Origin of the sequence: Mesorhizobium sp. WSM4906, assembly GCF_029674625.1 — a bacterium.
In the GTDB taxonomy this organism is placed as follows: Bacteria; Pseudomonadota; Alphaproteobacteria; order Rhizobiales; family Rhizobiaceae; genus Mesorhizobium.
Genome location: NZ_CP121355.1, coordinates 3,254,968 through 3,267,583 on the forward strand (window position 1 = coordinate 3,254,968; position 12,616 = coordinate 3,267,583).

At 64.8% G+C, this 12,616-nt stretch carries 10 protein-coding genes; 2 read left to right on the forward strand and 8 right to left on the reverse strand.

Annotated elements, in window-relative coordinates; all coding sequences use genetic code 11:
- Positions 1-132 precede the first annotated feature (132 nt).
- The 8 genes from QAZ22_RS15540 to QAZ22_RS15575 all read right to left on the reverse strand — a co-directional run bounded on the left by QAZ22_RS15540 (position 133) and on the right by QAZ22_RS15575 (position 10,109).
- A complete protein-coding gene (locus QAZ22_RS15540) occupies positions 133-570 on the reverse strand; it encodes a CBS domain-containing protein (RefSeq protein ID WP_278207661.1) in 438 nt (145 codons plus the stop codon).
- A gap of 257 nt (positions 571-827) precedes the next feature.
- On the reverse strand, positions 828-3,497 hold the full coding sequence (locus tag QAZ22_RS15545; protein WP_278207662.1) for a nitrate reductase: 2,670 nt from the start codon (positions 3,495-3,497) through the stop codon (positions 828-830).
- A 3-nt stretch (positions 3,498-3,500) separates the two neighbouring features.
- Complete coding sequence (nirD, locus tag QAZ22_RS15550) at positions 3,501-3,830, reverse strand: nitrite reductase small subunit NirD (protein ID WP_278207663.1); 330 nt, start codon at positions 3,828-3,830, stop codon at positions 3,501-3,503.
- 71 nt (positions 3,831-3,901) lie between these two features.
- Positions 3,902-6,352, reverse strand: a complete 2,451-nt coding sequence (gene nirB, locus QAZ22_RS15555; RefSeq protein ID WP_278207664.1) for a nitrite reductase large subunit NirB — start codon at positions 6,350-6,352, stop codon at positions 3,902-3,904.
- 17 nt (positions 6,353-6,369) lie between these two features.
- Positions 6,370-7,671: a nitrate/nitrite transporter gene (locus QAZ22_RS15560; protein ID WP_278207666.1), complete on the reverse strand. Its 1,302-nt coding sequence runs from the start codon at positions 7,669-7,671 to the stop codon at positions 6,370-6,372.
- A gap of 65 nt (positions 7,672-7,736) precedes the next feature.
- A complete protein-coding gene (locus QAZ22_RS15565) occupies positions 7,737-7,916 on the reverse strand; it encodes a hypothetical protein (RefSeq protein ID WP_278207667.1) in 180 nt (59 codons plus the stop codon).
- A gap of 361 nt (positions 7,917-8,277) precedes the next feature.
- Complete coding sequence (locus tag QAZ22_RS15570; protein ID WP_278207669.1) at positions 8,278-9,510, reverse strand: CmpA/NrtA family ABC transporter substrate-binding protein; 1,233 nt, start codon at positions 9,508-9,510, stop codon at positions 8,278-8,280.
- A complete protein-coding gene (locus QAZ22_RS15575) occupies positions 9,507-10,109 on the reverse strand; it encodes an ANTAR domain-containing response regulator (protein ID WP_278207671.1) in 603 nt (200 codons plus the stop codon). The genes QAZ22_RS15570 and QAZ22_RS15575 overlap by 4 nt, the downstream gene beginning before the upstream one ends.
- A gap of 266 nt (positions 10,110-10,375) precedes the next feature.
- Here QAZ22_RS15575 and QAZ22_RS15580 point away from each other — a divergent pair, with 266 nt between their 5' ends.
- Entirely contained in the window at positions 10,376-11,260 is an 885-nt protein-coding gene (locus QAZ22_RS15580; protein ID WP_278207672.1) for an AraC family transcriptional regulator, read from the forward strand.
- A 225-nt stretch (positions 11,261-11,485) separates the two neighbouring features.
- Entirely contained in the window at positions 11,486-12,553 is a 1,068-nt protein-coding gene (locus tag QAZ22_RS15585; protein WP_278072581.1) for a sugar ABC transporter substrate-binding protein, read from the forward strand.
- The last annotated feature ends 63 nt before the right edge of the window (positions 12,554-12,616 follow it).

Here is a 12,616-nt window from a genome sequence, read left to right on the forward strand (position 1 = left end):
CGGCAAGAAAGGTTGTGCAGGCTTGTCGTCCAAGCGCCTAGGCTCGCAGAATCAATCGCCGAGATATTTCACCGACGGTCTTGTCGGGTCAGGAACGGACGTCTTAGCCTCGACGGCGGGCACTTCCACGTGTCAATGCGTAGTTTGCGAGTGCTGACCGCCTGGTTGAGAGATACCTTCCAGCGCCTTTCCCGCATGAGCAGCTTCGTCGTTTCCGGCGAGATCGCCGAGCGAGACAATGCCCACCAGTCGTTTGTCCCTGTCGAGCACGGGAAGGCGCCGTACCTGGATATCGCTCATGTTCTGAAGCACGTCGCTGATTTCCTCGTCCTCGAAGCAATATTTGACATCGGTCGTCATGACATCTCGCACGGGAGAGTCAGGCCCCATTCCCATGGCAACCCCCCGAACGGCGATATCCCGGTCGGTCACCATGCCGACCAGCCGATCGTTGTCGGCAACCGGAATGAGTCCGGCGTCCAGGACGGCCATAGCCTGGGCCACATCACGCAGAGTTGCTTCTGCGGTCGCAATTCGTACGTCCTTGGTCATGCACTCCTGCACTTTCATGGCGGTTCTCCCAGAATTGGTGCGCTTGCTGAAGACTTGGTCAACGCCCAATGAACCTGCGACGTTCCGATAAATTTGGACCCCGGCCATGCGGCCGGTCGAAGCAACCGAGTTGGCGTCAGTACGCTATCGGGGGAACCCGGAGCAGCAAGCGTACCAAGCAGGGCTTAAGCCGGCTTGTCGTGTTTGTCGTCCGGATGCCTGGGCTCGCAGAGCCGTTTCTCGAGGAAGCGGTGATCTGAGCGGCCCCTGCGATTTCACTCGGCCGCCTGAACCTGGCGGGCATCGATGATCGCTCTTATCTCCGAGCGACAGGAACCGCAGTTGGTGCCGGCGCGCAGCGTCGAGCCGATCGCCTCCAGACTGTCGCATCCCGAAGCGACGGCCGCGGCGAGCTGGTTGATACCGACATGGAAGCACGAGCACACGACCCGTCCGATGGCGGGCGTGGGCGCGGGCGAGCGTCCGGACAAAAGCGCATGGCGATCGGCAGGCGATAGCGGCTGGCGGGTGGCCAAGAGCGACACCAGCCAGTCCCGCATCGGCAGTTGGTCGGGAGCGGCGACCAACAGGGCCTCGGCCATGGTGCCACCTTCGTCGATGGCAGCGGCGCGATAGGCGAGCCCTCTGCGATCGGTGTATTCGAGCAGATGATCGTGCCGTTGAACGGCGAGCAGCTTGCGCGCCAGGAGAATGCCTTGGTCCGGCGGCTCGGTTCCGGTCAGCTCGTAGACCCAGCCGCCCTCGACTGCGCGCCGGCTCCAATGGACGAAACCGGTTGGCCTGAGATCCCGCCGCGTGATGAGCACGCCGGCCCAGCCGGTGTTCTCGCGCACGATCCGGACCGGAACATGCTTGAGCTCCGGCTGGCCGGAATGCGGGTCGGTGACGGGCGAGGACAACAGGCCTGCGGCGGCCTTGGCCGCGAAATGACCGCTCCAGTGCATGGGCATGAAGGCCTGGCCGCGACGCTGCGCGTCGGACACGCGCACTTTTGCGCGGACGAAGCCGAAGCGCGTCGAAAGATGCGCGAGGTCGCCGTCCTTCAGATGATGCGCGGCGGCGTCCACCGGGTTGAGGTCGACCGCTGGTTCCGGCGCGTTCGCCATCAGGCGCGGCACGTTGCCGGTGCGCGTCATGGTGTGCCACTGGTCGCGCAGCCGGCCGGTGTTCAGGGCAAGCGGGTAGGCGGCGTCGACCGTGAAAGCCGTCGCCTCTTGCCGCACCGGGACGAAGCGCGCGCGGCCGTCGGGTGTGGCGAAGCGGCCGTCGGCAAATAGTCTTGTCGGCTGCTCGTTCCGGTCCAGCACGGGCCAGTGGCGCGGCGCGAAGGCGGCGTAGTCCGCTTCGCTGAGATCAGCCGCACCGCCGAGGTCGAACAGGCGCTCGCCGTCGTTCTCGAAAGCGGAGAGCGCGGCGTGCTCGCGGAAGATTTCGGCCGGCGTCCGATAGGCAAAAGCATCGCCAAAACCCATGCGGGTGGCGACCTCGCAGATGATGCGCCAGTCGGTTCTTGTCTCGCCGGGCGGCGGCAGGAACGGCCGCTGGCGCGAGAGACGCCGTTCCGAATTGGTGACCGTGCCGTCCTTCTCGCCCCAGGCGGCGGCCGGCAGCAGCACGTCGGCATAGCGCGTGGTGTCGGTGCGGGTCACATCCGAGACGGCGACGAAATCGCATTTGGACAGGGCAGCGCGCACACGCGAAGCGTCCGGCATCGAGACCGCCGGATTGGTGCCCATCACCCACAGCGCCTTGATGCGACCGTCGGCGACCGCCTGAAACATGTCCACGGCCTTCAGGCCGCCGCGCCGCGCAACCTTGGGCGCGTTCCAGAAGCGGGAGACCCGGTCGATGTTGGCCTCATCGGCGAAGTCCATATGCGCGGCGAGCTGGTTGGCCAGGCCTCCCACCTCGCGGCCGCCCATCGCGTTCGGCTGGCCGGTGACCGAGAACGGTCCCGTGCCCGGCTTGCCGATGCGGCCGGCGGCGAGATGGCAGTTGATGACGGCGTTGACCTTGTCGGTTCCATGCGCCGACTGGTTGACGCCCTGGCTGTAGACGGTGACGGTCCGCTCGGTGCCGGCAAAGAGTTCATAGAAAGCCTGGACGTCGGCGACGGCCAGCCCGCAGCCTTTCGCGACGCGCGCGATCGACGGCGCGTCGGCGCCGGCCAAAGCGGCCGTAGCGTCGAAGCCGGAGGTGTTGTCGCGGATGAAATCGACATCGATCCTTCCGGTCTGGACGAGATGCGCGAGCAGCCCATTGAACAGAAGCACGTCCGTGCCAGGATCGAGCGCCAGATGCAGGTCGCACTCGTCGGCCGTGGCGGTGCGCCGAGGATCGATGACGACGATCCTGGTCCCGCGCTCCCTGCGTGCTGCGAGCATGCGCTGGTAGAGCACGGGATGGCACCATGCGGTGTTGGAGCCGGTGAGCACGATGAGATCGGCGCACTCGAAATCCTCATAGACTCCGGGAACGACGTCCTCGCCGAAAGCGCGGCGATGGCCGGCGACGGACGACGCCATGCAGAGCCGCGAATTGGTGTCGATGTTGGCTGAGCCGATGAAACCCTTCATCAGCTTGTTGGCGACGTAATAGTCCTCGGTGAGCAACTGGCCGGAGACGTAGAAGGCGACCGAGTCCGGCCCGTGCTCGGCAATCGCCTGCGAGAATTTCGCGGCAACGAGATCGAGCGCTTCGTCCCAGCCAACCTGCCTGCCACGGATTTCCGGCTGAAGCAGACGGCCTTCGAGGCCGAGCGTCTCGGCAAGGGCCGACCCCTTCGAGCAGAGGCGGCCGAAATTGGCCGGGTGCTCGGGATCGCCGCGGACGGTCGTCTTGCCGTCCGCGGCGATCTCGGCCAGCACGCCGCATCCCACCCCGCAATAGGGGCAGGTGGTCCTCACCTCGCGTGCTTCTTCCATGCCTCAGGCCGCTTTCGAGGCCAGCGCTTCGAGCGCGATGAAGAGCCGTTCGCCCTCGACCCTGACCGGGATCGTTCGGACAGAGCCTTCGTCGGCGCCGAGCGCCTTGCCGGTCTCCAGCGAGATCACCCAGTTGTGCAGCGGACAGGTCACGGACGCTCCGTGGACGATGCCCTGGCTCAGCGGGCCGCCCTTGTGCGGGCAATGGTCGTCCATGGCAAAGACCTGGTCATCCGCGGTGCGGAAAACGGCGATCTTGCCTTGCGGGGTGGCCACGCAGCGCGCGCCGCGGCGAGGGATGTCGGAAAGGGAGCCGATCGATGTCCAGGTCATTGGGCCGCCTTTGCTTGATATGAGTGCGCCAAAGGCGCCCCCCTCTGTCCCGCCGGATGCAAACCTATCCATCATTCCGCCGCCTCCGCGAAGCCGACGGTGGCAAGCGGCCGGAACTCGTGCTTGTCCTTGCCGGAGACGCGCTCGGACCACGGATCGACCTGCGCGAATTTCTGGCTGAAGACGAAGCGCTCGAAATAGGCGCGGCGCTTCTCGGCGTCGTCGAGGATCTGTTTTTTGACCTCGGCGGTGCCGATCCGCTTGGCCCATTTGTAGATGCGCTCCAGATAGCGGGCCTGCTCGCGATACATCTGGACGAGCGCCACGATCACCTCCAGCGCCTCGTCCTCGGTCTTGACCAGGCCGAGCACTTCGGTGCCCTTGATGTCGAGGCCGGCGGCGCCGGCGAAATGGATCTCGTAACCGGAGTCGACGCAGACCACGCTGACATCCTTGCAGGTCGCTTCGGCGCAGTTGCGTGGGCATCCCGACACCGCCATCTTCACCTTGGCCGGTGTCCAGGAGCCCCACATGAACTTTTCGATGCGGATGCCGAGTCCGGTCGAATCCTGCGTGCCGAAACGGCACCAGTCCGAGCCGACGCAGGTTTTCACGGTGCGCAGGCCCTTGGCATAGGCGTGGCCGGAGACGAAACCGGCCTTGCCGAGATCGGCCCACACCGCCGGCAGGTCCTCCTTGCGGATGCCCAGCATGTCGATGCGCTGACCGCCGGTCACCTTCACGGTCGGGATGCGGAACTTGTCGACCACGTCGGCGATGGCGCGCAGTTCGCCGGCGCTGGTGACGCCGCCCCACATGCGCGGCACGACCGAATAGGTGCCGTCCTTCTGGATGTTGGCGTGCACGCGCTCGTTGATGAAGCGCGACTGATAGTCGTCGGCATATTGGTCAGGCCAGTCGCAGACCAGATAGTAGTTGAGCGCCGGCCGGCATTTTGCGCAGCCGCAGGAGCTCTTCCATTCGAGCTCCTGCATGACGGCGGGTATCGTCTTCAGACCCTTCGCCTTGATCAGGCGCCGCACGTCGTCGTGGCCGAGTGACGTGCAGCCGCACATCGGCTGCACCGCCGCCGGATTGTAAGCGTCGCCCAGCGTGAGCTTCAGGAGCTGTTCGACCAGGCCCGTGCACGAGCCGCACGAAGCGGAAGCCTTGGTGTGGGCGCGCACGTCGTCGAGGCCGGTCAGGCCCTTGGCCGTGATCGCGCCGGTGATCTTTCCCTTGCAGACGCCGTTGCAGCCGCAGATTTCCGCATCATCCGCCAGTGCCGCAACGGCCGCCAAAGGGTCCGAGGAAGCGCCTCCCTGCAACGCCTGTCCGAAGATCAGCGTGTCGCGCATCTCCGATATGTCGGTCGCCTTCTTCTTGAGGTCGTTGAACCAGGCGCCGTCGGCCGTCTCGCCGAACAGCACCGTGCCGATGATGCGGTTGTCCTGCAGCACGACGCGCTTGTAGATGCCGGCGGATGCATCGCGCAGGATGATCTCCTCGCGGTCGTCGCCGTCGGCAAAGTCGCCCAGCGAATAAAGGTCGATGCCGGTGACCTTGAGCTTGGTCGGCGTGTCGGAGTGGACGAAGCGCTTGTCCTCGCCATCCGCCAGCCTGGCCGCCGCCACCCGCGCCATCTCGTAGAGAGGCGCGACCAGCCCGTAGACATGGCCGCCGACCTCGGCGCATTCGCCGAGCGCCATGATCGCGGCATCGGACGTCTGCATGCGGTCGTCGACGACGATGCCGCGATTGACTTCCAGCCCTGCGTCCTTGGCCAGGGCGATGCTGGGGCGAATGCCGACCGCCATCACGACCAGCGTTGCCGGGATGATCGTGCCGTCCATGAGCTCGACGCCCTCGACCTTGCCATTGCCGAAGATGGCCTTGGTGTTGGCCTTGGTCATGACCTTGATGCCGCGTGCCTCGACGGCCTTTTGCAGCAGGTAGCCGGCGGCGGGATCGAGCTGGCGCTCCATCAGCGTCGGCATGACGTGCAGTACGGTGACGTCCATGCCGCGTTCCTTCAGCCCGGCAGCGGCTTCGAGCCCGAGCAGGCCGCCGCCGATGACGACCGCCTTGGCGCGCGCCTGCGCGGCAAGCAGCATGGCGTTGACGTCGTCGAGGTCGCGATAGGTGAGCACGCCGGGCAGGTCCTTGCCCGGCACCGGAATGATGAAGGGCACCGAGCCGGTGGCGATGACCAGCCTGTCGTAGCTCTCGGTCACGCCGTGGTCCGAGGTGACGGTCTTCGCGTCCCTGTCGATGGCAACGATCCGGTGGCCCTTGTAGAGGGTGATGCCGTGCTTGATGTACCAGCCGTCGCCGTGGATGACGATTTCCTCGAAATCCTTCTCGCCCGAAAGCACCGGCGACAGCATGATGCGGTCGTAGTTCACGCGCGGCTCGGCGTTGAAGATGGTGACGCTGTGGCGGTCGGGCGCGGCTTCCAGCAGGTGCTCGAGCATCCTGCCGGGCGCCATGCCGTTGCCGATGATGACGAGTTTTTCGCTCATGTCCGGTCTGCTCCGATCTATTCGGCGGCGTAGGAAAGGGGCGCAGGCTTGACGGCGGCCGCGCGCTCCATCCGGCGGATGGTGACGTGCATCCAGACGAGGCACGAGACCACGATGAGGAAGAGCAGCATGAAGCAGCTCGACCAGACGCCGGTGAGGTCGTTCAGCGCGCCGAAGGCGATCGGCAGGACGAAGCCGCCGAGGCCGCCGATCATGCCCACCACGCCGCCGACCGCGCCGACGCTCTGCGGATAGTAGACCGGGATGTGCTTGTAGACGGCGGCCTTGCCGAGGCTCATGAAGAAGCCGAGTACGAAGGCGACGCCGATGAAGGCGAGCGGGCCGATCTCGAAATGGAAGGGGATCGGCCCGCTGATGCCGCGCACGACGTAGTCTGCCGAGGGGAGAGACAGAACGAGGGTCGCCACGGCACAAACGCTGAAGGTCCAGTAGAGCACGGTGCGGGCACCGATGCGGTCGGAAAGCACGCCGCCATAGGCGCGGAAGATGCTTGCGGGGATCGAATAGGCGGCGCCGATCATGCCCGCGGTGGCGATGCCGAAGCCGTAGACGCCGATCAGGTAGCGCGGCAGCCAAAGCGACAGCGCCACGAACGCGCCGAAGGAGAAGAAATAGTAGAAGGCGAAGCGCCAGACCTGCAGGTTCTTCAGCGGAGCGAATTCCTGCCAGAAGCTTCTCGCGGGTGCTGCCTTGCCGGCGCGACGCTCGCGGATGACCGGATCGTCGTCGGTCGTGAGCCAGAACACGGCCGCCATGACGACCAGCGCCGCCGCCCAGATCAGCGCCACCGACTGCCAGCCCCAGGAGAGCAGCACGAACGGCGCCAGGAATTTGGTGACCGCGGCGCCGACATTGCCGACGCCAAAGATGCCGAGAGCCGTTCCCTGCCTGCCGGCGGGGAAGAAGCGCGAGACATAGGCGACGCCGACGGCGAAGGAACCACCTGCAAGCCCAACGCCGAGGGCCGCGATCAGCATCTGCTCATAGGTATGCGCGAAGGCGAGCAGGAAGGTCGCGACCGCCGCAGCGAGCATGGTCATGGTGTAGACCAGACGGCCGCCGTAGCGGTCGGTCCATACGCCGAGCACGATACGCACGAGCGAGCCGGTGAGGATCGGCGTGCCGACGAGCAGGCCGAACTCGGTCTCGTTCAGGCCGAGTTCCTGCTTGATGCGCACGCCGATGATGGAAAAGATCGTCCACACCGCGAAGCAGACGGTGAAGGCGATGGTAGACATGACGAGCGCCTGCCGGGGAGCACTGTCCTGGCTGGGCGGGGCTGGGAGGTTTGCGGTCATGGTCGGCTCCGGTTTGCGGCGTGGGAGGCACCGCGAGTTGTGTTGATGAGGAAGCGCGGCATCGCTCAGCGCGACGAGAGCTGGCGCTGCGCGATCGTTTCGGGGCGCTTGCCGTCGGTCATAGTGCTTGGGGGAAACAGCAGCAGTGCCACGGTGAACAGCACCGCCGTCAGCATGCTGCTGGCGATAAAATCGCGGCGCGTGAAATCCTTGAGCGTTGTCGCAATTCCGATCCGTGTCGTCATAGTCGTCTCCGCCTGGCGCCGCCTGGGATCGGCGCGTCGATTCTCGGGTTCGGGTCCAAAAACAAAAAAGCTGCCGTCCAGGTCTCTCGCGTCCGTACATCTGGGATCGCGTGGTTACCTGAGCGGCAGCTTTGCCTGTGGCGCCCGCCATTGGACGCCGTATTCTATTGCCCACGAGGAGCTCGATTATTTCAAAGCATGAAGCGTGCCAGTTTTGTGTCGATGGGGATTTTCAAGCAAAATCAATTGGAACCTGCCTCCCGTGCCGACCGGGCCAAGCGGCGATACGGTCAAACATTGATCAACGGGACGGGCATGGCGCACAAATATTGTGCAATGCACAAGAATGACGCGCAAAGGATCAGGCGCGCTTCTGGCCGGCAATGTAGGCGTCGATCTTGTCCGGATCGAAGATCTGGCCGTCGAAGAAACCATCGGGGCCAAGGATGAGACTGGCCCCTGCGGAGCCAACCGGCGTCGCAGCCTTCAGCGCGCCCTCGACCTTGGCATTGGCGCCGGGCAGGGCCACGCCAAGCGGCTTCAGCGCCGAGCGGTAAAGGTCGGGCCGATAGCAGTCGCGGGCGATCGCCAGGTTTTGCGGCGTGTGCCGCAATTGTCCCCAGCGTACCATCTGCGTGTAGAACCAGAGCGCGTGGCTTTTCCAAGGGAAGTTCGCCGCCTTGTCGAAGGGCAGGAAGAAATCCTCGACGCGCCGCTCCGCGCCGCCGCCGAGTTGCAAGCGTCCGGTGAGCGCCGGCATCTGGATCGCCTCCGGCTGGCCAAGGAAAGCGGGCCTCGCCATCAGCGCGGCCAACTCGTCGCGGTTTGCAGGATCCTGGCACCAGCGGGCGGAATGATGCAGCGCCCTCAGCAGGGCCGCCAGAGTGTCAGGATTCTCCTCCGCCCACGCCCTGCGGGCGCCGATCACCTTTTCCGGACTGTTGCGCCATAGCAGCGCCTTGACGGTGACGATGCGGCCGGTGCCGGCGGCGACGGCAGCGCTGTTCCAGGGCTCGCCGACGCAATAGCCGTCGATGCGGCCGGCGGCGAGCGCGTCGGCCATGAAGGGCGGCGGCACGATGACGACCTCGATATCGCGGTCAGGATCGACGCCGCAGGCGGCGAGCCAGTAGCGCAGCTCGTAATTGTGCCCGGAATGCGGATGCACGACGGCGAAGCGCAGCGGATCGCGGCCGGCGGCCGCCCGCGCGCGGATCAGCGCGCCGAGCGCCGCCCCGGCACGCGCCGGATCGAGGTCGGGCGCAGCGCCGTTTGCCGCCATGCCTTCCCACGCCGCAGTGGAGACGGTGATGCAGTTGCCGCCGAGCCCCAGCGAGAAGGGCACAATGGTCTCGGAGGCGAGCGGCGTGAGACCGAGGCTGCAGGCGAGCGGCATCGGCCCAAGCATATGGGCGACATCGAAATGGCCGATCGCGATGCGGTCGCGGATGTTGGCCCAGGAGGTCTCGCGATGCAGTTTGAGCTCTATGCCTTCGCGGGCGGCAAAGCCCATCTCGCCGGCCGCGACGAGAACGGCGCTGTCGAAGAGCGGCATGAAGCCGGCGGTGATCTGATGCGCAGCGGTCGTGCTCATTCGCCCTCCAGCGGTCCCAGCAATCCCGCCGCCGTCACCAGGCTCTGGGCGATCTCGGCGATCTTGCGGTTCTGGTTCATGGCGGTCTTGCGCAGAAGCGCGTAGGCCGCCTCCTCGCTCAAGCCGCGCGACTTCATCAGTATGCCCTTGGCGCGATCGACGACCTTGCGGTTCTCGAGCTCGCTGCGCGCTTCCTCCAGTTCGCGCGCCATGCGCGAGAAGGCATTGAAGCGGCTGATCGCCATGTCGAGGATCGGCTTGATGCGCTCCTTCTTCAGCCCGTCGATGACATAGGCCGACACGCCGGCGTCGACCGCCGCTTCGATCGAGGCCCGGTCGGAGCGGTCGACGAACATGGCGATCGGCCGTTTCACCGCGCGCGAAAGCTGGAACATGTTTTCCAGCATGTCGCGGTTAGGGTTCCCGAGATCGATGACGATGACATCCGGCTCCAACTCGGCGATGCGCTTCGCAATGCCGGCCACGTCATGGACCACGGTGACATGCCGATGGCCGGCATCCCGCAGTCCGGCTTCGATGATCGAGGCGCGGATGCGGTTCTCGTCGATAACAAGGATGGTCAACGAACCGGCGGACATGCGCCTATTGTGCAGCCCGGCCGGAATTGTGCAATGCGGTAGCGTGGTCCGAAGCGAACTTTCCCGTCGGCGGCAATCCCAGATATTCGAAGGCTCTAATTTTCGAAGGTGGTTTTTCGCTGGGCCAAAATGGTCAAAAACGTATCAGTCGGCGCGGTGTGGCGAGGTGGCGGCCATCCTTGGCCGCCGCTATCCTGACCCTAGACGAGCCAAACAAACGGCCGCGGTTCGAAGGCTGAAATACCCGACAGCCTCCGGGAGGAAGCATGGGACCCGATCTGGAAGTCATACAGATAAGGCCTGGCGAGTCATTCGCGGTGAAATGGCACGGCTATCCGTACCATACGGTGCGCTGGCATTTTCATCCGGAATACGAGCTGCACCAGATCGTCGCGACCAAGGGCCGCTATTTCGTCGGCGACTTCATCGGCGAATTCGATATCGGCAATCTCGTGCTGGCCGGCCCCAACCTGCCGCACAACTGGATCAGCGAGGTTCCGGAAGGCCAGTCGGTTCCGCTGCGCTGCAGGCTGGTCCAGTTCAGCGAGGAATTCATCGGTGGCGCGATCACGACTTTTCCGGAGCTCGGCGCCGTCTCGCCGCTGCTCGACCTGTCGCGGCGCGGGGTGCTGTTCAGCAAAGCCGTGAGCAGACAGGTCATGCCCCTTCTGGCGGAAATCACGCATGCCTACGGCGTACACCGGATCAGCCTGTTCATGTCGATCATGGAGGCGCTGAGCCGAGAGACCTCGCCGCGCGTGCTCGCCAGCGAGAACTATCTGCCGGACCCGTCGGGATATATGTCGGCCGGCATGAACCAGGCACTTGCCTATATCCGCGAGAACCTGACGCAGCAATTCAACGAAGGCGATCTCGCCGCGATCGCAGGACAGACGCCGAGCGCCTTCTCGCGGTCGTTCCGCAAGCACACTGGCATGTCGCTGCTGCAATACATCAAGCGTCTGCGCATCAACCTCGCCTGCCAGATCCTGATCAGCGACGAGCAGGCGCAGATATCGGACATCTGCTTCGAGGTAGGCTTCAACAATCTGTCGAACTTCAACCGCCAGTTCCTGGCCGAGAAGGGCACGCCGCCTTCGCAGTTCAGACGATTGGTTGCGGACAATTTCGCGGCCGCGCGCGCCGCATAGAAAGGAGTTTGGGAGGAAAAACAAGCCTAAGTAAGAACTAGGACGAAGCGATGGGTCGCGCGAGCGAACCAGCGATGGATGAGTATCGCCTCGTGTCATGCCAGCGGGAGGAAGCCGTTGGGCTGCTGCACGAGTTCGCTAGACTTCCGATCGGGCGGCAAGAGCAGACATCCAAGCCCGATGTCGAGGTCCGTTACATCAAACAATGGGAATGGAGAAGACCTTATGTCCAGATACATATCCAGATTGGCCGCGGCCGCCATGGCCGTCTCGAGCCTCGCCCTCGGCGCGACGTTAGCCAATGCGCAAGATATTGCCGGTTCCACGGTCGCGTTCCTGATGCCCGACCAGGGTTCGACACGCTACGAAGAGCATGATCATCCCGGCTTCGTCGCCGAAATGAAGAAGCTCTGCGACAGCTGCAAGGTGCTCTACCTCAACGCCGACGCCGACGTCACCAAGCAGCAGCAGCAGTTCAATTCGGTCATAACCCAGGGCGCCAAGGTCGTCGTGCTCGACCCGGTCGATTCCGCCGCGGCGGCGTCGCTGGTGCACAACGCGCAGGCACAGGGCGTCAAGGTCATCGCCTATGATCGTCCGATCCCCGACGCCAAGGCCGACTTCTATGTCTCGTTCGACAACAAGGCCATCGGCAAGGCGATTGCCGCCTCGCTGGTGGAGCACCTCAAGGCCAAGGGCGTGTCGAGCGACGGCGATGTCGGCGTGCTGCAGATCAACGGCTCGCCGACCGACGCCGCGGCGGGCCTGATCAAGGACGGTATCCATGAAGGCCTCAAGACCGGCAGCTACAAGACGCTCGCCGAATTCGACACGCCGAACTGGGCGCCGTCGAATGCCCAGCAATGGGCGGCGGGGCAGATCTCGCGCTTCGGCAACAAGATCGTCGGCGTGGTCGCCGCCAATGACGGCACCGGCGGCGGCGCCATCGCCGCATTCAAGGCCGCCGGCGTCGATCCGGTGCCGACGGTGACCGGCAACGATGCCACGATCGCCGCCTTGCAGCTCATCATTGCCGGCGACCAGTACAACACTATTTCCAAGCCGAGCGAGATCGTCGCGGCGGCAGCGGCGAACGTTGCGGTGCAGCTTCTCAAGGGCGAGACGCCGAAAGCCGAGACGACGCTCTACGACACGCCCTCGAAGCTCTTCGTGCCGGCGGTGGTGACGCAGGAGAACCTCAAGGCCGAGATCATCGACAAGAAGATCCAGACCGCAGCCCAGCTCTGCACCGACCGCTACGCCGAAGGCTGCAAGAAGCTCGGCATTGAATAAGGAGCAATGCCGCTTGCGGCATTGTCTCCGGGGCAATGCCGCTTGCGGCATTGTCTCCGAACG